The organism is Streptomyces doebereineriae (genome assembly GCF_031845645.1).
GTDB lineage: Bacteria > Actinomycetota > Actinomycetes > Streptomycetales > Streptomycetaceae > Streptomyces > Streptomyces canus.
Genome location: NZ_JAVREZ010000035.1, coordinates 1 through 20,465 on the forward strand (window position 1 = coordinate 1; position 20,465 = coordinate 20,465).

General features: G+C 69.6%; 17 protein-coding genes, 1 tRNA gene and 1 riboswitch. Of the genes, 4 read left to right on the top strand and 14 right to left on the bottom strand.

Translation table 11 applies throughout. The features are described 5' to 3' along the window. Positions 1-333: 333 nt before the first annotated feature. Both RNB18_RS48690 and RNB18_RS48695 read left to right on the top strand, forming a co-directional pair. On the top strand, positions 334-726 hold the full coding sequence (locus tag RNB18_RS48690) for a helix-turn-helix domain-containing protein (RefSeq protein ID WP_057611613.1): 393 nt from the start codon (positions 334-336) through the stop codon (positions 724-726). Between the two features lie 415 nt (positions 727-1,141). After that, positions 1,142-1,402: a hypothetical protein gene (locus tag RNB18_RS48695; RefSeq protein ID WP_280851067.1), complete on the top strand. Its 261-nt coding sequence runs from the start codon at positions 1,142-1,144 to the stop codon at positions 1,400-1,402. 49 nt (positions 1,403-1,451) lie between these two features. On the opposite strand, the gene RNB18_RS48700 is transcribed toward RNB18_RS48695, so the two are convergent. Next, positions 1,452-1,535: transfer RNA gene (locus RNB18_RS48700), tRNA-Leu, on the bottom strand. Between the two features lie 390 nt (positions 1,536-1,925). Here RNB18_RS48700 and RNB18_RS48705 point away from each other — a divergent pair. Continuing rightward, a complete protein-coding gene (locus RNB18_RS48705) occupies positions 1,926-2,696 on the top strand; it encodes an ABC transporter ATP-binding protein (protein WP_057610363.1) in 771 nt (256 codons plus the stop codon). Beyond that, positions 2,696-5,224, top strand: a complete 2,529-nt coding sequence (locus RNB18_RS48710; RefSeq protein WP_311720584.1) for an ABC transporter permease — start codon at positions 2,696-2,698, stop codon at positions 5,222-5,224. The genes RNB18_RS48705 and RNB18_RS48710 overlap by 1 nt, the downstream gene beginning before the upstream one ends. A 308-nt stretch (positions 5,225-5,532) precedes the next feature. Here RNB18_RS48710 and RNB18_RS48715 read toward each other — a convergent pair whose 3' ends face one another. The 13 genes from RNB18_RS48715 to RNB18_RS48775 all read right to left on the bottom strand — a co-directional run bounded on the left by RNB18_RS48715 (position 5,533) and on the right by RNB18_RS48775 (position 20,448). Beyond that, complete coding sequence (locus RNB18_RS48715; RefSeq protein ID WP_311720630.1) at positions 5,533-6,831, bottom strand: class I SAM-dependent methyltransferase; 1,299 nt, start codon at positions 6,829-6,831, stop codon at positions 5,533-5,535. Between the two features lie 203 nt (positions 6,832-7,034). Next, entirely contained in the window at positions 7,035-8,411 is a 1,377-nt protein-coding gene (locus RNB18_RS48720; RefSeq protein ID WP_266563775.1) for an NAD(P)/FAD-dependent oxidoreductase, read from the bottom strand. A 433-nt stretch (positions 8,412-8,844) separates the two neighbouring features. Then, positions 8,845-9,786, bottom strand: coding sequence for a Ppx/GppA phosphatase family protein (locus RNB18_RS48725; RefSeq protein WP_311720585.1), 942 nt, complete (start codon positions 9,784-9,786; stop codon positions 8,845-8,847). After that, the gene (locus tag RNB18_RS48730) at positions 9,783-10,313 is read right to left on the bottom strand and encodes a DUF501 domain-containing protein (protein WP_311720586.1); all 531 of its coding nucleotides are present in this window, start codon (positions 10,311-10,313) and stop codon (positions 9,783-9,785) included. Before RNB18_RS48730 ends, RNB18_RS48725 begins: the two co-directional genes overlap by 4 nt. 30 nt (positions 10,314-10,343) lie before the next feature. Next, on the bottom strand, positions 10,344-10,820 hold the full coding sequence (locus tag RNB18_RS48735; protein ID WP_311720587.1) for an FtsB family cell division protein: 477 nt from the start codon (positions 10,818-10,820) through the stop codon (positions 10,344-10,346). Positions 10,821-10,920: 100 nt separating this feature from the next. Beyond that, the gene (eno, locus tag RNB18_RS48740) at positions 10,921-12,207 is read right to left on the bottom strand and encodes a phosphopyruvate hydratase (protein WP_057610369.1); all 1,287 of its coding nucleotides are present in this window, start codon (positions 12,205-12,207) and stop codon (positions 10,921-10,923) included. 293 nt (positions 12,208-12,500) lie between these two features. Then, the gene (locus RNB18_RS48745) at positions 12,501-13,181 is read right to left on the bottom strand and encodes a transglycosylase family protein (RefSeq protein ID WP_311720588.1); all 681 of its coding nucleotides are present in this window, start codon (positions 13,179-13,181) and stop codon (positions 12,501-12,503) included. A 3-nt stretch (positions 13,182-13,184) separates the two neighbouring features. Then, positions 13,185-13,352, bottom strand: a riboswitch (cyclic di-AMP (ydaO/yuaA leader). 205 nt (positions 13,353-13,557) lie between these two features. Continuing rightward, positions 13,558-14,538 carry a transglycosylase family protein gene (locus tag RNB18_RS48750; protein WP_311720589.1) on the bottom strand — a complete coding sequence of 327 codons (981 nt, stop codon included), beginning with the start codon at positions 14,536-14,538 and terminating at the stop codon, positions 13,558-13,560. A 192-nt stretch (positions 14,539-14,730) separates the two neighbouring features. Then, positions 14,731-16,059, bottom strand: a complete 1,329-nt coding sequence (locus RNB18_RS48755) for a cytochrome P450 family protein (RefSeq protein WP_311720590.1) — start codon at positions 16,057-16,059, stop codon at positions 14,731-14,733. Then, on the bottom strand, positions 16,056-17,081 hold the full coding sequence (locus tag RNB18_RS48760) for a nucleoside triphosphate pyrophosphohydrolase (RefSeq protein WP_057610372.1): 1,026 nt from the start codon (positions 17,079-17,081) through the stop codon (positions 16,056-16,058). Before RNB18_RS48760 ends, RNB18_RS48755 begins: the two co-directional genes overlap by 4 nt. A 110-nt stretch (positions 17,082-17,191) precedes the next feature. Next, the gene (locus tag RNB18_RS48765) at positions 17,192-17,839 is read right to left on the bottom strand and encodes a SurA N-terminal domain-containing protein (RefSeq protein ID WP_311720591.1); all 648 of its coding nucleotides are present in this window, start codon (positions 17,837-17,839) and stop codon (positions 17,192-17,194) included. Positions 17,840-17,983: 144 nt separating this feature from the next. Beyond that, a complete protein-coding gene (locus RNB18_RS48770; protein ID WP_311720592.1) occupies positions 17,984-18,811 on the bottom strand; it encodes a glycoside hydrolase domain-containing protein in 828 nt (275 codons plus the stop codon). A gap of 146 nt (positions 18,812-18,957) precedes the next feature. After that, positions 18,958-20,448 carry a serine/threonine-protein kinase gene (locus RNB18_RS48775; protein WP_266518714.1) on the bottom strand — a complete coding sequence of 497 codons (1,491 nt, stop codon included), beginning with the start codon at positions 20,446-20,448 and terminating at the stop codon, positions 18,958-18,960. Between the last annotated feature and the right edge of the window lie 17 nt (positions 20,449-20,465).

The following is a 20,465-nucleotide window of genomic DNA, read 5'->3' on the forward strand; positions in this document are numbered from 1 at the left end:
ACGTTGGTCGTCTTGTTGAAGCTGAACTTCAGACGACCGAGGGCCTCCCGGCCCGGCAGCAGTTCCGCGGACTCGGCCTCGAGCTCGTGAGCGTCCATCATGATCAATTCCCCCTCAGGGATGGGCATTTCCGGTCGGACCGAGTCAGGTTCCCCCCGCACTCTGTCCAACTTGGTCGGACGCGCTGTCCAACGAGATTGGACACTAGGGCCTGGCGGCGCCCTTGCGCAACCTGTTCGGGGAATCACCCTTTCGGCGGCGGGAGGGGCCGCCCGTAGAATCGGCTGCGACATGGACGGTTCCGCCGAGCGGCGAGCAGGAAGTGACCCACCCGTGGCCAACGCACTGCAGCAGTTGATCCGTGAGCGCCTGGACCGCAAGGGCTGGTCCTACGGCGACGTGGCGCGCCGCGGCGGCATCCCGCGCTCCACCGTCCACCACCTGGCGACCACCGACCGCGTCGTCCGCATGCCCCAGTCGACCACCCTGGAGGGCCTGTCCAAGGGGCTGGAACTGCCGTTGGACACCGTCCGCCGCTCCGCCGCCGAGGCCTGCGGCATCCATGTGTACGGCTCACCGGCCGGCCAGGACCCCGAGGGCACGGCCCGCCCGGCCGACCCCGAGGTGGACCTGCTCATCGCCAGCCTCCAGAAACTCTCGGCCGACGACCGCCGCCACGTGACCGCACTCGTGGAGTCCCTACTGGACCGCACCCCGAAGAAGTAACCACCTGCCCGGGCCCGAGCGACGCCCTGGAGAACGGCCCCGCCCCAGGCAAGCGGCCACCCGGGCGCTGACTCACCCCGCGGACGCGGCTCCTCCGGCCCTCGCCCCGCAAGCAGCCGCCCCCTCCCCCGGGCGACCTTCCGGGCGCCCTCGCACGACGCCCTCCGGAGACCCACCCCGCACCACGCCCCCTCCCGGGCCGCACGAGTAACCGCCCGGGACCCCGGCCCACCCCTTGGCCAAGGAAGTGACCGTCCGGAAGCATGTCCCGGCGGTCCGCGACCGCGGATGTTCACTCTTCCGTGGAGTCAGAAAAAGAATTTCGACTGTGGCCGAAAGCACCGCACTCCCCCGCTAGTCTCTCGTCCTGCCCGAGGAGCGAGAGCCGCACGACCCCGGGCTCCCAGGGGGGAATGTGTTGTTCGTGCATGGCGGGCCGGCCACAGCCGTGGTCCGCGGGCCCGCCGGTGAATCGGTCGTTCTGCTCTCCGGCGAGCTGCCCGAGGTACTGACCGATCAGTCAGTGACCGAACTCGTGGAACTGGCCGCCGCCGTCCTGGACGCGGACGAGCTGCCCCTGTTCCACACCTGTCTGAGAACACTGCGCCGCGACGGCATGCGCGCCGGCCGCCGGATCGAGATCGACGGTGCCGTGCTGACCGTCTACGAGGGTTGACGGCGGAGTGCCGGCCCACGCGTGAGAACTCACTGCGTGGGCGGGAAAGTGCCCGGAGCCGGACTTGAACCGGCACGCCCGCGAAGGGGCAGCGAGGTTTAAGCTCGCCGTGTCTGCATTCCACCATCCGGGCAGGCCATGGGCGCCGCGTCGAAGGTCCGAGCCTATCGGGGTGCATCCCCCGAACTGCGGACGGGCGGACCGATGTTGTCTTATTTTATTGACGTCTGAGGGTGCATCAGACCACGGAACACGCCATCCGCACTTGCCAATAGCGTTACGTGGGACCCCTGGCCGCGCATGCGGAATGACGGAATTTCACCGTCCGAACGAGGACGCTCCACCTGTTCTCTGCACTTGCCCCGATCAGGGGCCGCCGTCATCCCCAGGTATGACACCGAGCGGCTCGGTCCCTCCGAAGTCTGCCCTCGGAACCAGGACTGCGGCTGACTACACGGCGCGCTGCGGCCACCACGATGGAAGACGTCCTTCAACGATGTCGTCCCGCTAGGAGTTCCATCCCGTGACCACCACACCCGTCGCCGGCCGGACCACCACCGTGGCCGCGCGCGCCACGGATCTGTCGAAGATCTACGGACAGGGCGAGACCCAGGTGGTCGCTCTGGACCGGGTCACCGTCGAGTTCCACCAGGCCGAGTTCACCGCGATCATGGGCCCCTCCGGCTCCGGCAAGTCCACGCTGATGCACTGCGTCGCCGGCCTCGACACCTTCTCCTCCGGTTCGGTCCGCATCGGCGAGACCGAGCTCGGCTCCCTGAAGGACAAGCAGCTGACCAAGCTGCGGCGGGACAAGATCGGGTTCATCTTCCAGGCGTTCAATCTGCTGCCGACCCTGACGGCCCTGGAGAACATCACCCTCCCGATGGACATCGCCGGCCGCAAACCGGACAAGCAGTGGCTGGAGTCGGTCATCCAGATGGTCGGGCTGCGGGACCGCCTCAGCCATCGGCCCGCCCAGCTCTCCGGCGGCCAGCAGCAGCGCGTCGCCGTCGCCCGGGCGCTGGCGTCCAGGCCCGACATCATCTTCGGCGACGAGCCGACCGGAAACCTCGACTCACGCTCCGGCGCCGAGGTGCTGGGCTTCCTGCGCAACTCCGTTCGGGAGCTGGGGCAGACGGTCGTCATGGTGACCCACGACCCGGTGGCCGCGGCGTACGCGGACCGGGTGGTGTTCCTCGCGGACGGCCGGATCGTCGACGAGATGTACCAGCCCACCGCCGACAACGTCCTCGACTTCATGAAGCAGTTCGACGCGAAGGGCCGCACCTCCTGATGTTCCGCACCGCCCTGCGCAACGTACTCGCGCACAAGGCCAGACTGCTCATGACCGTGCTCGCCGTCATGCTCGGCGTGGCGTTCGTGTCCGGCACGCTGGTCTTCACCAACACCATCTCCGAGGCCTACCAGAAGAGTTCGGCCAAGGGCTTCGACCAGGTCGACGTGGCCGTCACCGCCGAGTCCCGGGAGGACGAGGGCAACACGATCGGGAAGAACCCCGACCTGACCCAGGCGCTGCTCGAGAAGAGCGCCGAGGTCCCGGGGGCCTCGAACGCCATCGGCGTCGTCAGCGGCTTCACCGCCATCGCCGACAAGGACGGCAAGCTCATCGGCGGCGGCTTCCAGTCGCAGGGCGGCAACTACTACGGGGACAAGGACCCCCGGTACCCGCTGTCCGAGGGCGCCGCACCGCACGGCGCGAACCAGGTCGCGATCGACTCCGAGACCGCGAAGCGAGCCGGCTACAAGGTCGGCGACACCGTGCGCATCTCGGTCGACGGCCCGGTCCTGAAGCCGGTCGTCACCGGCATCTTCACCACCGACGACGGCAATGTCGCCGCCGGCGGCAGCCTCGCCCTCTTCGACACGGCCACCGCCCAGAAGCTGTTCGGCAAGCCGGGAACGTACGACGAGATCGACGTGAAGGCGGCCTCCGGCACCTCCCAGACCGCGCTGAAGGCCGCGCTGGACAAGGCGCTTCCCGCGGACCTGGTGCAGACCGAGACCGGCAAGGAACTCGCCGACGAGCAGGCCGAGATGATCTCGTCCTCGATGAGCGGTCTCAAGCAGGGACTGCTGGTCTTCGCGGGCATCGCGCTCTTCGTCGGCACCTTCATCATCGCCAACACCTTCACCATGCTGGTCGCCCAGCGCACCAAGGAGCTGGCGCTGCTCAGGGCCGTCGGCGCATCCCGCAGGCAGGTCACGCGGTCGGTGCTGATCGAGGCGTTCGTGGTGGGCCTGGTCGCCGCCGTGACCGGTCTCGTGGCCGGTATCGGCATCGGCGCGGGGCTCAAGTCCCTCATGGGCACGCTCGGGGCGACCGTCCCGGACGGGCCGCTCGTCATCACGCCGGGCACGGTCGGGGTGGCCCTCGCGGTCGGTGTCCTGATCACCATGCTGGCGGCGTGGCTGCCGGGCCGCAGGGCGGCGAAGATCCCGCCGGTGGCGGCGATGAGCAGTGTGCACGCGAAGGCGACGACCAAGTCGCTGGTGCTGCGCAACACGCTGGGCGCGCTGTTCAGCGGGGCGGGTGTCGCCGTCATCCTGGCGGCCACCACCATGGACGGCTCGGACGGCCAGGCCCCCATGGGCATGGGCGCGGTCCTGCTGATCATCGGTGTCTTCATCCTCACCCCCCTGCTGTCCCGCCCACTGATCGCGGCCGCGGCACCGCTCCTGCGCGTCTTCGGCATCTCCGGGAAGCTGGCCCGCCAGAACTCGGTGCGCAACCCGCGCCGTACGGCCGCCACCGCCTCCGCGCTGATGATCGGGCTCACCCTGATCACCGGTATGACGGTGATGGCGGGCAGCCTGCAGAAGTCGATCGACAAGATGGCCTCGGCTGCCGTCAAGGCGGACTACGTCGTCTCCATGGCCAACGGCAACGAACTCTCGGCGGACGTCGAGAAGAAGCTGGCGAAGGTCGACGACGTCACCGCCGTCAGCCCGCTGCGCAACGCGGCCTCCCGTATCGACGGCCAAACCGAGTACCTGACCGGCGTCAACGGCTCCGCGATCGGCGAGCTGACCGACCTCAAGGTGGACGACGGCGCGTTCAAGGTCGGCGGCAGCCAGGTGGTCGTGGACCAGGACCGGGCCAAGTCCTTCGGCTGGAAGGCGGGTTCGACCTTCACCGTCCACTACGAGGACGGCAAGGCGCAGAAGCTCACGGTCGCCGGGGTCTACGAGGGCAACGAGCTGATCAGCGGCATCATGCTCGACACCGCGACACTCAATCCGCACCTGAGCGAACTGTCCGACATGCAGGTCATGCTGAAGACGTCCGACGGCGCCTCCGCCGCGACCAAGGACAAGCTGGAGAAGGCCCTCGGCTCCAACCCGGCCATCAAGGTCCAGGACAAGAAGGATCTGTCCGACTCCATCGCGCAGATGTTCACGCTGATGCTGAACATGCTCTACGGCCTGCTCGCCATGGCGGTGATCGTCGCGGTCCTCGGAGTCATCAACACCCTGGCCATGTCGGTGTTCGAGCGGTCCCAGGAGATCGGCATGCTCCGCGCGATCGGCCTGGACCGCAAGGGCATCAAACGGATGGTCCGTCTGGAGTCCCTGGTCATCTCCCTGTTCGGCGGGGTCCTGGGCATCGGTCTGGGCGTCTTCTTCGGCTGGGCGGCCGGTGAGCTCCTCGGCACGAAGATGGCGACGTACGAACTCGTCCTGCCCTGGGCCCGGATGGGGGTGTTCCTGCTGCTGGCGGCGACGGTGGGCATCCTCGCCGCCCTGTGGCCGGCCCGCCGGGCGGCCCGCATGAACATGCTGGCAGCGATCAAGGCGGAGTAAGCCCAAGCAGCCGTACGGCAGTTGGGGCCCGCCGCCCGGCGGCGGGCCCTTCTTCCTGCCCGCCGCCCGGCACGGAACCCAGGCGCCGCGGCCGTCCTGAGCACACCTACCGCCGAACAGCCATTCGGCACTTGGGGTCGGTTGCCCGCCAACGGGCCCCTCCATCCTGCACGGGGTGCCGCCAACCGGCACGGAACCCAGACGCCGCGGCCGGTCACCGACCAGTCACACCCGCCACTCTGCCGGGCGGCGGGGCCGCTGGGCCGTACCCGTGGGTGGGCGGTGACGTGCGGCGACTCCGCCGGGAGTCAGTTCCAGGTGCGGGATCTCAGCGGCAGCCCGGATGCACCGGATTCGGCGGTTCTGATGGCGAGTACCTGGTTGACGCCGATGCGGTTGCGTTCGAAGGCGAGGGCGCACGCGGCCATGTACAGCCGCCATACGCGGGCCCGCCCGGGACCGGCGAGCCGGATCGCGCGCTGCCACTGGGCCTCCAGGTTGGTGACCCAGCGGCGCAGGGTGTGGGCGTAGTGCTCGCGGATCGACTCCACGTCCCGCACCTCGAACCCGGCGCGCTCCAGCATGGTCACGGTGGTGCCGAGGGGGGCGAGTTCGCCGTCGGGGAAGACATAGGCGTCGATGAACCCGTCGAGGTCGTACGCCGATTCGTCGCGATGCGGGCGCCGGGCGATCTGGTGGTTGAGGAGCCGTCCACCGGGCTTCAGGAGCTGCAGCAGGACCTCGGCGTACTCCAAGTACCGTTCCGCGCCGACGTGTTCGGCCATACCGATGGAGGAGACGGCGTCGTACGGCCCGTCGGTCACGTCCCGGTAGTCCTGCACCCGGATCTCGACCCGGTCGGTGAGCCCCTCGTCGGCGACGCGCTTGCGGGCGTAGGCCGCCTGCTCCTGGGAGAGGGTGATGCCGACGACGCTCACGCCGTACTCGCGGGCGGCGTGGATGGCCATGGAGCCCCACCCGCAGCCCACGTCGAGGAGCCTTTGCCCGGCTCGCAGATCGAGCTTGCGGCAGACGAGGTCGAGCTTGTCGCGCTGGGCGCGCTCCAGGGTTCCCCCGGGTTCGGGAGCCTCCCAGTAGGCGCACGAGTACACCATCGACGGTCCGAGGACGATCTCGTAGAAGCCGTTGCCGACGTCGTAGTGGTGGCTGATGGCCCGCTTGTCGCTGCGCCTGGTGTGCAGATGGCCGCGGGCCCGGCGGATCTCCTCGGGCGGCGGGGCGGGCGGCAGCGGCGGTCCGGCGAGAGCGACGAGCCCGCGGACGGCGGAGCGCACCTCGGGGTCGCGCAGGGCCTGGAAGAGGGTCCTGGCATCCTCCCCGCGCTCCCACACGAGCCCCGAGATCAGCTCGAGGGCGGTGTAGAGATCACCGTCGATGTCCAGGTCTCCCGTGACCCAGGCGCGGGCCAGCCCCAGCTCACCCGGCTTGAACAGCAGTCGGCGCACGGCACGCCGGTTGCGCACGACCAGCGCGGGCGCCTCGGGCGGGCCGGCCTCCGAACCGTCCCAGGCGCGGATCCGCACCGGGAGCGGCACTCCCAGCAACTGTCCGATGAGGTTCCTGAGCCGCAGCGCGGCATCTGCCATGGCGTACACCTCCGTGACGAGGATCCCGGAATTGTCCACCTTGGTAAACAGCGGCATGCCGGGGCGCAGTCCCTTCGGCGGGTTACGTCTGGGCAAAACACATGCAGCGACCATGTACATCCGGTGGGCGCGGGAACGCCGAAGGACCTCCCGCACCACGGATGGCGGGAGGTCCTTCGGGGTGGATCAGCGACCGGAGCCGGTCAGGAGGCCTTCGCCTCGGTCTTCTTCGGCTCGGCGGCCGGCACGGGCCTCGCGGCCTCGTAGAACTCCTCGCGCGGGTGCTCCATCGCGCCGAGGGATACGACCTCGCGCTTGAGGAACATACCGAGGGTCCAGTCGGCGAAGACGCGGACCTTGCGGTTCCAGGTCGGCATGGCCAGACCGTGGTAGCCGCGGTGCATGTACCAGGCGAGACGGCCCTTGAGCTTGATCTTCATCTTGCCCATGACGATCATCGCGACGCCCTTGTGCAGGCCGAGACCCGCGACAGCACCCTTGTTGGAGTGGCTGTAGTCCTTCTGCGGGAAGCCCCGCATCCCGGAGATCACGTTGTCGCCGAGGACCCGCGCCTGCCGCAGCGCGTGCTGGGCGTTCGGCGGGCACCAGGCGTTCTCGACGCCGGCCTTGCGGGCGGCGACGTCCGGGACCTGGGCGTTGTCGCCCGCGGCCCAGATGTAGTCGGTGCCGGTGACCTGGAGGGTCGGCTGGGCGTCGACGTGGCCGCGCGGGCCCAGCGGGAGGCCGTAGCGGGCCAGGACCGGGTTCGGCTTGACGCCGGCCGTCCACACGATGGTGCTGGAGTCGACCTCGAGGCCGTTCTTGAGGACCACGTGGCCGTCGACGCAGGAGTCCATCGACGTGGAGAGGTAGATCTCCACGCCCCGGCTCTCCAGGTGCTCCTTGCCGTACTGGCCGAGCTTGGGGCCGACCTCGGGGAGGATCTTGTCGGCGGCGTCGACGAGGATGAACCGCATGTCCTCGCGCGAGACGTTGGTGTAGTACTTGGCCGCGTCGCGGGCCATGTCCTCGACCTCGCCGATGGTCTCCGCACCTGCGAAGCCACCGCCGACGAAGACGAAGGTGAGCGCCTTGCGGCGGATCTCCTCGTCGGTCGTGGAGTCGGCCTTGTCGAGCTGCTCAAGCACGTGGTTGCGCAGGCCGATGGCCTCCTCGATGCCCTTCATACCGATGCCCTGCTCGGCGAGGCCGGGGATCGGGAAGGTGCGGGAGACCGCGCCGAGCGCGATCACCAGGTAGTCGAAGGGCAGCTCGTACGCCTCGCCGACCAGCGGGGCGATTGAGGCGACCTTGCGGTCCTGGTCGATGGTGGTGACCCGGCCGGTGAGAACCTCCGCCTTGGGCAGCACACGTCGCAGCGGGACGACGACGTGGCGCGGGGAGATGTTGCCGGCGGCGGTTTCGGGGAGGAAGGGCTGGTAGGTCATGTACGACCGGGGGTCGACGACCGTGACGGTCGCCTCGCCGTAGCGCATCTTCTTGAGAATGCGCCGAGCTGCGTACAGGCCTACGTACCCACCGCCTACTACGAGGATCCTGGGACGCTCCGTGGTGCTCATGCCATCGAGTATCCACCCGCCCCAGGGGGGTCGCTCGTGCGCCCCTTCACAAGCTCTTGCAGAGGGTGTGTTATCCTCCGCGACTCGCGTGATCCAGGTCATGGCGCGAGATGGGAACCACCGTATAGGGCGACCCGTTGTCAATGCCGCGTGAGCTGCCTCTCTGCACCGAAAGCCCTCCTGTGAGAGACCCGCGCAACCCCCTCACGCGACCCTCGCCCAAGGTCCGCATCCCCCCGTTTTGAACGTGTTCACACGGGTGCTGGGACCCCGGAAGGGTCAACCGGACCAGATTCGTCGTCCGACAGGGCCCAATTCCTTGTGAAGAACTTCACGAACTTTCCCGGCGACACGTCAAAGAGGGGCCCCGAAGGGCCCCCCGGACGCGCTCATACGTTGTTCTCCCTGCTCAGCAGAGGTGCTCGGCAGAGTCCTACGCGACCGACCACGCGATGCCGTCGAGGATGTCGTGCTCGCTCACGACGACCTCCTCGGCGCCGATCCGCTCCATGATCGACAGGAGTACGAGGGCCCCGGCGGCGATGACGTCCACGCGCCCGGGGTGCATGGAGGGGACGGCCGCGCGCTCGGCGTGGGTGGAGTGCAGCAGCCAGTCGGTGATCTCACGGACGCGGTCGTGGGAGACCCGGGAGTGGTGGATGGCCTGCGAGTCGTACTCGGGCAGCTCCTGCGCGATCGCCGACACGGTGGTGACGGACCCGGCGAGCCCCACCAGCGTGCGCGCCTCGCGCAGCGGGACGGTCTCCTCGGCCAGGTCGAGAGCGGCCTCGACGTCGGCCCGCATGGCGGCGATCTGCGCGTCGGTGGGCGGGTCGCTGACGACCCCGTCCCGTACGAGGTGCCGCTCGGTCATCCGCACACAGCCCACGTCGACGGAGCGTGCGGCGCGCACATGGTCGTCGCCCACCACGAACTCCGTCGAACCACCGCCGATGTCCACCACGAGGTAGGGCCTGGCCAGGTGGTCGCTGCCCCCCAGCTCCTTGGTCGCCCCGGTGAAGGAGAACTCCGCCTCCTGGTCCCCGGAGATGACCTCGGGCTCGACCCCGAGGATGTCGAGGACCCCGCGCACGAACTCGTCCCGGTTCTCCGCGTCCCGGGAGGCGGAGGTGGCGACGAACCGCAGCCGCTCGGCCCCGTGCTCCTTGATGGCTTCCGCGTACTCCCGGCACGCGGCGAAGGTCCGCTCCAGCGCCTCGGGGGCGAGCCGCCCGGTCCGGTCGACGCCCTGTCCGAGCCGCACGATGGTCATACGCCGGTCCAGGTCGACCAGTTCGCCGGTCTCGGGGTCGCAGTCGGCGACGAGGAGGCGGATGGAGTTCGTACCGCAGTCGACGGCGGCGACGCGGGTCACTGGGCGTTCTCCTCTGCGAGGGACACGCAGGCGCCCTTGCGCCACCACTCCGGCAGCATCGCGATCGCCTCGTCGCCCAGCGGGTTGACGCCCGGGCCCGCGGCGAGCGAGTGGCCCACCAGGACGTGCAGGCACTTCACCCGGTCCGGCATGCCGCCCGCGCTCGGAAAGCCCTCCAGCACCTCGATGGCGTCACGGCGGGCGATGTAGTCCTCGTGCGCGGCCCGGTACGCCGCCGCGAGCTCCGGATCGGTCTGGAGCCGCTCCGTCATCTCCTTCATGACGCCGTTCGCCTCGAGGGTGCCGATCGCCGAGGCGGCGCGCGGGCACGTCAGGTAGTACGTCGTCGGGAAGGGCGTGCCGTCGGGGAGGCGGGGAGCCGTCTCCACCACGTCCGGCTGACCGCAGGGGCAGCGGTGCGCGATCGCGCGCAGTCCGCGCGGCGGCCGGCCGAGCTGCTGCTTGAAGGCCTCGACGTCCGCGTCGGTCGGCTCGGTTCGCGGAGTGGAGGGCGGAGGCGTTTCCATGCCTGTCTTTCTATCGGTCCATCGGTCGGTTCACTGGTCGGAGGCGTCGGACTTGTCGACCCCGTCCCAGACGTTCGCGTACCAGGGGCGGTCCGCGGTCCCGAGGTCGGTGTGCGACTGCCTGGCCGCGCCCGGGTCGACCACGACGAAGCCCGTCTCGCCCGGCATCACATAGTGCAGCCGCTGCCGGATCTGCTGCTCGGCGTAGGTGTCGTCCTGCCAGCGCGCCTTGAGGTCGCGCAGCTTCTCCACCCGCTCGGCGGCCTGCGCCTTCTCCCGCTGCAGATCGGCGATCTCGGCGCGCTGGGAGACGTACTCCCTTATCGGGTACGCCAGCGCCACCACCAGCGTGCACAGCACGAGCGCGAGCAGCGCGGCCCGGCCGGTCAGCCGGGAGCGGCGGGCCTGTCGCTTGGTCTGGGAGCGGTAGACACGGGCCGCGGTCTGCTCGCCGAGCAGTCTGATCCTGGTCGCGGTGGAGAAACGGTCCCGGTCCTTCACAGCCATCGGCTTCCGCCTCCCCTTCTACGTGCGTACGTCCCCGCACACGGTACGGGACCGGTACGGGGACGTACGTACGACTGGCTAAGGCTTAGCCCTGCCGGGGTCAGCCCTTGAAGCGGGGGAAGGCCGAGCGGCCCGCGTACACCGCCGCGTCGTCGAGGATCTCCTCGATGCGCAGGAGCTGGTTGTACTTGGCGACGCGCTCGGAGCGGGCCGGGGCGCCGGTCTTGATCTGGCCGCAGTTGGTGGCGACGGCGAGGTCGGCGATGGTGACGTCCTCCGTCTCGCCGGAGCGGTGGGACATCATGCACTTGAAGCCGCTGCGCTGGGCGAGCTCGACGGCGTCCAGGGTCTCGGTGAGCGAGCCGATCTGGTTCACCTTGACGAGCAGCGCGTTGGCGGCGCCGTCGTCGATGCCGCGGGCCAGGCGCTCCGGGTTGGTGACGAACAGGTCGTCGCCGACGATCTGGACCTTGTCACCGAGCTTGTCGGTGAGGACCTTCCAGCCGGCCCAGTCGTCCTCGAACAGCGGGTCCTCGATGGAGACGAGCGGGTAGGCCGCCACGAGCTCCTCGTAGTACTCCGTCATCTCGGCCGCTGAGCGGTCCTTGCCCTCGAACTGGTACTTGCCGTCCTTGTAGAACTCGGAGGCGGCGACGTCGAGCGCCAGGGCGACCTGCTCGCCGGGGATGTAACCGGCTTCCTTGATGGCCTCGAGGATGAGGTCCAGGGCGGCGCGGTTGGACTCCAGGTTCGGCGCGAAGCCGCCCTCGTCACCGAGGCCGGTGGACAGGCCCTTGCTCTTCAGGACCTTCTTGAGGGTGTGGTAGACCTCGGTGCCCCAGCGCAGCGCCTCGGAGAAGGACTCCGCGCCGATCGGGGCGATCATGAACTCCTGGATGTCCACGTTGGAGTCGGCGTGCGAGCCGCCGTTCAGGATGTTCATCATCGGCACCGGCAGCAGGTGCGCGTTCGGGCCGCCCAGGTAGCGGAAGAGCGGGAGGTCGCTGGCCTCGGAGGCGGCGTGGGCGACGGCGAGGGAGACGCCGAGGATGGCGTTGGCGCCGAGCGAGCCCTTGTTGTCGGTGGCGTCCAGGTCGAACATGGCCTGGTCGATCAGGCGCTGCTCGGTGGCGTCGTAGCCGACGAGCTCCGGGCCGATTTGCTCGATGACGGCGAGGACGGCCTTCTCGACACCCTTGCCCTGGTAGCGGTTGGGGTCACCGTCGCGGAGCTCGATGGCCTCGAAGGCACCCGTGGAGGCGCCGGACGGAACGGCGGCACGACCCGTGCTGCCGTCGTCGAGGCCGACCTCGACCTCGACCGTGGGGTTGCCTCGGGAGTCCAGGATTTCCCGGGCTACGACGACGTCGATGGACGGCACGAGCATCTCCTTCTTGGGGTGTGACACGGTCCGCCGGGACCGCGGTGGGTTCTGCGAGACCGAGCCTAACCGGCTCCGGTGGATCGGCCACCGTGTGGACCGCCCCGTGGACAGAACCGAGAGTAAATTGTTTCTGAACTGAACAAAGACGTCCCGGCAGCGGCGCATGAAAAACCCCGCTCCGGTGCGTACGGGGGAACACGCACCGGAGCGGGGAGCCCGTGGGGACGGGGGGGGACCCTCACGAGGCCTTCATCATGAAGGACACGGATGTGAGGGCGCTGTGGTTCGGCTGGGTCTTACTTCAGGTGCAGCTGCTGACCCGGGTAGATGAAGTCGGCGTCGGTGATGATGTCCTTGTTCAGCTTGAACAGCTTCTGCCAGCCGCCCTTGACCTGGTGCTTCTCGGCGATCGAGCTGAGGGTGTCACCCTTGACGACCTTGTACTCGCCGTCGCCCTTCTTGACCTTCTTGCCGGTCGGGGTGGTGACGGTCTTCTTGGCCGCCGGGCGGTCGGTCGAACGGGAGGCGCTCTGCTCCTCGGTCGAACGGCTGCTCGTGTTCGAGGAGCTGTTGGAGGAGGACGAGCTGCTGCCGCCGCTGTAGGTGGCGCTGGACAGGCCCGTGCCGCAGACCGGCCAGGCACCCTTGCCCTGCGAGGCGAGGACCTTCTCGGCGACGGCGATCTGCTGGGACTTGCTGGCCTGGTTGGCCTGCGCGGCGTACTGCGTGCCGCCGTACGCGGCCCAGGTGGAGGCCGAGAACTGGAGACCGCCGTAGTAGCCGTTGCCGGTGTTGATGGACCAGTTGCCGCCGGACTCGCACTGGGCGACGGTGTCCCACTCGGAGGCGGTGGCGGCGGAGGCGTTGCCGGCCGCCATCAGCGGGGCGGCGATGGCGACACCGGTGACACCGGCGAGCGCGGCGGCGCGGGTGGCCTTGGACGGACGACGGTGCTTGCCCTTACCGGAAAACAGCATGGTGGATCCCCTCACCGACGCCTGCGAGGTGAGCTGTCGGGTTCGGGCCGGTTGAGTTGCCCGGTCGCGCACCCTGCGGTGCGCGGCTTCACCCCAAGCCGGTCCAGCGTGAACTGCTGGGTCCGGCGCTTACCTTGGGTCCCCCGCTCCTGCCTACGGCGCTTGACGCGACGACTGTTCCCGTACGGCCGCTGGCAGGATTCGGCGTTGCGACAGACGGGGCTCGGGTTGCCGAGCGGTCACGACCGTAGACACGCGTTCGGCGGAATTTCAAAGACGATCAGGGCTTCTGAGACTCATCCCACACTTTCACCAAAGTGGACATTCGGTGCGAAGTGTGACGTGAACTCCCGCTGTTTTTCTGGGCTTTTCAGCCCTATTCAACCCCTGTGTCGAGCGCCTGACCGGCGACGATGTTGCTCGGGTCGGCCCCGATACGGTCCTTGTTCTCGGCGTAGAGGGCGCGCCATCCGCCGTCGAGGCCAAGGGAGTCGGCGATGGAGGCGAGGGAGTCGCCCTCCTGGACGGTGTAGGTACGGGCGGCGTGCCGGCCGACCGTGGCGGAAGCCGTGCTCTTCGTCGCACTCCCCTCGGCGCTGCCGCCCCGGTGCTTGCCGGAGCCGAGGGCGCCGACGTCCACGAGGGCCGAAGAGCTGCCCTCCTGCCACGACTTGTCCGCTTCATCCTCTTCTGGACTCACCACGGGCGAGCTGTCGGAAGGCTGCGCTTCTTCCGTGGCGGAACCTTCGGAACTCGAAGAGTTCTTTTTGTCCGACTTGGCGGAACCAGCGTCGCCGCTGGAGGAGGTGGCCGACGGCGAGGGAGTCGCGGACGAGCCGTCCAGCGCGTCGAGCAGACCGGAAGACTCCTCGGAGCCCGACGAGTTGGAGGAACCGGACGAATCGGATGATTCCGACGAGCCGGAGGCCGAAGCCGAGGGCGTCCCGCTCTCCAGACCCGTGTCGACATCCGCCGAGCCCGAGTCCTTGCTGAGACCGTTGAGCAGACCGCAGGTCGGCCATGCGGCGATGCCCTGGTCCGCGAGGAGCTTCTCGGCCACGGCTATCTGCTGGTTGCGGCTGGCCAGGTCCGCGGTCTTGGCGTACTCGAGGCCGCCGTACTTCTCCCAGTTCTCCTGGGACATCTGGAGGCCGCCGTAGTAGCCGTTGCCGTCGTTCGCGCTCCAGGAGCCGCCGCTCTCGCACTCCGCGACCCGGTCCCAGGTGGTGCCGGTGGCGGCGCTCGCTCCGGTCGCTCCAAGCAGTGGGATCGCGATGGCGGATCCCGTCACACCGGCCGCAATGAGGAGAGCCGGAGCCTGACGGGGGCGACGGTGACGACCGTTCCCGGAGAGCATGAGGGGACCTTTCCCGAGAGAGCAGGGACCTGCGCGGCGGATGTTGCAGGGCACCGCGCTGGTCCGTGAACGTATAGGGGTTCGATCACTTGTCACAAGTTAATGCCGCGTAGATCACGTGAAGATCACAGACTTGAGGTCGCGTCATGTTTACGCGGCCCCGCGCGGGGATAGGCCGGACCCCTCGGTCGATTACCGGACGGGCGTGAACTCCACGGGCAAAGTACGCAGTCCACGCATGATGAGCCCCCCACGCCAGCGCAAATCGGCTGAATCCACCCCGAGTTGCAGGTCCGGGAGACGGGTGAGGAGGGTGGCGAGCGCGGTCTGCCCCTCCAGGCGGGCGAGCGGGGCACCGAGGCAGTAGTGGATGCCGTGGCCGTAACCGAGGTGCTGATTGTCACGGCGGGACAGATCGAGCACATCGGGGTCGGCGAACCGCTCGGGATCCCGGTCCGCCGCCGCGAGCACGACGAGCACCGGGTCACCGGCCGCGATGTCCTGACCGCCGATCCGCAGGGGCTCGGTGGCGAACCGCCAGGTGGCCAGCTCGACCGGGCCGTCGTACCGCAGGAGCTCCTCCACACCGGTCTCCAGAAGGCCTCTTTCCCGGTCGGCCAGGGACTGCTGCAGCCGGTTCCGCTGCTCGGGGTGGGTGAGGAGGGCGTACACGCCGTTGCCGATGAGATTGACCGTGGTCTCGAAACCGGCGAACAGAAGGATGAAGGCCATTGCCGCGGCCTCGTTCTCGGTGAGGTGCTCGCCGTGATCGGAGGCGCGGATCAGCCCGGAGATGAGGTCCTCGCCCGGGGCCGGCTCGTCGGGCAGCGCTTCCCGCTTCCGGTGGATGAGCTCGGCGAGATAGCCGCGCATCTTCTTCACGGACCGCGCGACCCCACCCCGTGGGCCTCCTCCGTGACGGATCATCATGCCCGCCCAGTCCCGGAAGTCGTCCTGGTCCTCGCGCGGGACGCCGAGCAGGTCGCAGATCGCGTAGATGGGGAGCGGGAAGGCGAAGTCGTGGATGAGGTCGGCGGTGCCGGTGGCGGCGAACCCGTCGATGAGACGGTCGGTCAACTCCTGCACTCGCGGCGTGAATTCGGCGACCCTCCTGGGCGTGAACGCCTTGCTGACGAGCCGTCGGAGCCTGGTGTGATCCGGCGGGTCGATGTTCAGCAGATGCGTCATCAGCTCCGCCTTGCGCTCCCCCGGGATCCCCGTTTTGCCCTTGGCGTGCGCGGGCTCGTCGTGGTGGGCCGGGTTCTTGCTGAGCCGCTGGTCGGCGAGGGCCTGCTTGGCATCGGCGTACCGGGTGACCAGCCAGGCCTCCACCCCGCTGGGCAGCCGGGTCCTGTGCACGGGGGCGTGCTCGCGGAGCCAGGCGTAGGCGGGGTAGGGGTTGGTGGCGAACTCCCAGGAGAACAACTCGGGGGCGGGAGTCGCGGCGGCGGGGACGGCAGGACACGCGGGGGTGCCGGGGGTCGCAGGGCCGGCGGGGTTGGCTCGGGGCTGGTCGGTCACTCCTTGACGTTATCCGGCGGGTGGGGTGCCTCGACCTCCCGGATCGCGTCCCGGTACAGGCGGGCCGCCGCACGCAGGGCCGCCTCCGGGTCGACGCCCTCCGCCTCGGCGCGGGCGGCCAGGACGAGGAGTTCGTAACCGATGCCCTCGGTCTTCGGGAGCGGGACGTCCAGGCCGGCCATGCGCACCCGCGACGCCAGCTTCGCCGCGAGGGCGAGGCCGGGCTGGCCGAGGGGGATGCCTTCCGTCACCGAACTGCGCTGCTTCTCTATCGCCTTGGTGCGCAGCCAGTGCGCCTTGACCTCCTCCGGCGTGCTGGCCGTCTCGTCGCCGAAGACGTGCGGATGACGGTGGATGAGCTTGGCGACGATGCCGCCGGCGACGTCGTCGACGGAGAAGGGGGCGTCCGGGTCCTCCTCGGCGATGCGGGAGTGGAAGACGACCTGGAGCAGGACGTCCCCGAGTTCCTCGCGCAGTTCGTCGCGGTCGCCCTCCTCGATGGCCTCGACGAGTTCGTACGCCTCCTCGATGCCGTATTTGGCGAGGCCCTCGTGGGTCTGCTGGGAGGACCACGGGCACTCGGCGCGGATCCGGTCCATGACCTGGACGAGGTCGAGGAGCCGGGCACCGGGCAGGTCGTAGGAGGCGGGGAGCAGCTCCAGCTCGGGCATCTGTATCCGTCCGGATCCGGCGAGGCGTGCCAGACCGTCCGTGAGGGCCGGCTCGCCCTCGCCCGTGGCCACGACGACCACCGTGTGTCCACCCGCGCACGCTCCGACCAGCTCCTCGGCGGTCGGGGACGTCTCGTCGACCGCTATCCCCGCCTCCCTCAGATACGGCAGCTGGGGGTGGGCTCCGTCCGCGCACAGCACACGGTCGGCGGCGTGCAGCGCCTGCCAGGCGGGCCAGGACAGCAGGCCGGGGGCGACGCGGTGGCTGGTGGTGAGCAGGACGATGCGGCCGGGGGCGGACGCCGTGTCGGGGTCCTGGTCAGGGGCGGGCTCGAAGCCGGTTGCGTTCACAGTTCGAAGCTAACGCACGGCGTCGACGGAGCGATCAGTTTGTCCACAGGCAGGGAGTGGCGGGGTGATCGTACGATCATCCACCTGCCGTGAGGGCTGCCTCGGTCCGGCTACGCGCTCTGCTCGCTCCCCGTCGTCGTGACCTCCCGCACCCACGGGGTCTTCGCGTCGACGCGGGTGCTCTTCGCGACGTCCCAGGTGCCGTAGCGCGGGTTGAGGTCGACGTCAAGTTGCTTGGACGCCTTGCTCAGGGCGTTCCAGAAGGCGGGGTCGCCGGTGCCGGTGCCGAGCTTCCCGGCGAGTTTCTGGGCTTCCAGCTGGAGGAGGAGGTTCTCGTCGAGGCGTTCCGGGGCGATGCCGTACTGCTGGAGCCATGCCGTCTCCAGGCCCTTGGCGCCGCCCGCCTGCTCCTCCAGGCCGGAGCGCAGCTCCTGGACTTCCTTGCGGTTGACGGACACGCCCGCGTTCTCGGCCGCCCGGTGCAGCACCTGGTCGAGGACCATGCCGTGCAGGACGTCGCGGGTGAGGGTGCCGGTCTTGGCGATGGCCTGCGCGTACTGCGCCTCGTCGGTGACGGCCGCCCGCTGGGCGTCACGCACCTCGGTCACCCGGTTCTCCAGCTGCGCGACGGTGATCCGCTGCCCGCCGACGACGGCTGCGGCGCCGGGATGCGCGTCGCTTCCGCACGCGGTGAGCAGGGGTGCCGCGGCGGCGAGCGCGGCGGAGAGGACGAGCGCGGTGCGACGACGGCGGTGCAAGGAGGCCTCCCGAGGAGATTGTGCGACGGTGCACAAGGTCTTGCGGTGATCGATGGTAGGCAGGGGACCGGCTCTGGCCAACCCATTCGACCAACGATTCACCAGGACTTCGGGCACCGCCGCGCCACGCGCGCGTGGTTGCCGTCAGCCGGTGATCGCCACCGGCCCGTCCCAGGCGTCCCGGTCCACGGTGATCGTGTAGCCGTTGCGCGACTCCTTGCTGTTCACGAGGTACTGGTGGCCACGGCTGTGGTCCGTGTACTGCGTGGCGCCGAAGGGCCAGTCCGCGGTGGTGGTGTTCTGCTTGTCCCACAGCGCGTACCAGAGGTTGCCCGGCAGGTCGGTCTTGTCGGTCGCGTTGGCGATCGCCTTGGCGCTGGAACTGGTGAAGCCGTAGAAGCCCGCTCGGTACGTCTTCGCGCGCAGGGTCTTGTCGAAGGCGCGCACGTAGGTGAGCACGGCGTTGTTGCACGACTTGTTCGTGATGTCGTACGCCTCCATGTCCAGGTAGATCGGGCTGCCGGCCTTCATGCCGAGCGCGGAGGCCTTGGCCACCGCGTCCGCGCCGTCGGTCGCGCCCAGGGAGGCGGCGGTGGTGGCGGTGAGCTTCTCCGGGTTGGAGCCGCTCTGGCAGGGCGGCTGGGCTCCGACGTAGAGCGGGATGAGCTTCCAGCCGACCGCGCTGACCGACTTGACCCAGGAGGCGGTGAGGTTGGGCTGGGAGCAGCCGCGGTTCTTGCCGCCCACGTAGACGGCGGCGGCGCCGTAGAGGCCGCCGTGCCAGGCCTTCATCGCGGAGAGGGAGGGGGCGGCGCAGGTGTCGAAGGCGCGGCCGGTGTACGTCTTCTGCGCGGGCCAGGTGGTCGCGGCCATCGAGCTCTGCGCGGCGAGGCCCGCGCCGGCGACCACGGCGGCTCCGGCGACGCCCCACGTGACGTATCTGCGCTTCTTCGACTGCCGATGGCTGGACATGGACGACCCCACCCCTTGGTTGTGCTGTGCGTGTTGTGCGTGACTGAAACGAGCAAAGGTATCCGGCGCCGGTTCTGCCTTTCGGAAACTCAACCCCCTGAAGGTGACAAGTTTCCCACTGGGAGCGGCAAAATCTGACACTCGCCCTAGCGCACCTGGCCCAGCCACTGGAGCGTCCGGCGGACCTCCACCGCGAGCGGGTGCGCCGGTCCGTGCAGGCGCTCCACGTCGTGCAGCAGTCGCGCGAGTGTGTCGTGGGCGGCGGCGCGGTCGCCGAGGGCGAGCAGGAGGTGGCCGATGCGGCGGCGGACGTCGTGGGCGAGCTGGGGGTCGCCGGCCACGTACTGGTTCTCGTAGTACGGCAGCAGGGCGCGGTATTCGGCCAGCGCGGCCGCGGGTTCGCCGAGTTGTTCCAGACACTGGGCCGCGTCGTAGCGGAAGCGCAGGGACTGCGGGTCGGCGTGGCCCGCCTCGGTGGCGCGTTCGTCGGCGAGGCGGCGCAGTTCGGGCAGTGCGCGGCGGTACTGGCCGTCGTCCATGAGGGTGGCGGCGTACTGCTTGCGCAGGGTGCGGACGACCGGGGAGTTCACGCCGTGCTGTTCGGCGGCCGCGGGCAGGATCGCGCCGAGGATGTCGACGGCCTGGGTGATGCGGCCCTCACCGAGGAGCCGCTTGACCTCGTCGACCGCGCGCGCGACGTCCGGTTTCTCGGTCGCCTCGGGGACCGGCGTGACCGGGGCGGGCTGGGGTGCCGGCGTACGCGCCCGGTCCGGCCAGGGGGCGTGCGGACGGAGGAAGGGGCGTGTGGGGTCGAGGGGCGCCCCTGTGGGCGTTCCGCGCGCGGGCAGCAGGAGCGCCAGGTCCTCGTACACGTCCTGTGCGGAGGCCGGGCGGTGCTGCGGGTCCTTGGCGAGCAGCCGCAGGACGAGCGCTTCGAGGGCCTCGGGGACTTCGGGGCGGGTGCGGCGCACGGGCAGCGGGGGCTCGTACAGGTGGCGGTGCAGCACGCCGAGCGCGGTGGAGCCCGCGAAGGGGACGTCGCCGCTGAGGAGTTCGTGCAGCAGTACGCCGAGTGCGTACAGGTCGGTGTACGGGCCGACCGCGCCGCCCATGGCCTGCTCGGGCGCCATGTAGGCGGGCGAGCCGATCGGCGAACCGGTGTGGGTGAGGCGGGTGGTGTCGGTGTCCATGACGGAGGCGACACCGAGGTCGAGGACGGTGACCGTGCCGTCCTGCTTCACCATCACGTTGCGGGGCTTGAGGTCGCGGTGGACGATCGGCACGGCGTGCACGGCGCTCAATACGGCGCACAGTTGCGCGGCGACCGCGACCGCCCACTGCCAGGGGTACGGGTCGTGCTCGGCGAGGTGGTCGGAGAGGTCCGCGCCGTCGACGTACTGCATGACGAGGAACAGCTCCTCGCCCTCGCTGCCCGCATCGTGGACGGTGACGAGCCCGGGGTGGTCGACCTGCGCGGTCACCCGGCACTCCCGCACGAACCGGCGGCGCAGTTCGTCGGCCTCCTGCCCGGCCACCTTGTCGGGGCGCAGCAGCTTCACCGCCACGCGCCGGTCGAGCCGCTGGTCGTACGCCGTCCACACCTGCCCCATGCCGCCCTGTCCGATGAGCGTGGACAGTTCATAGCGGCCGGCGA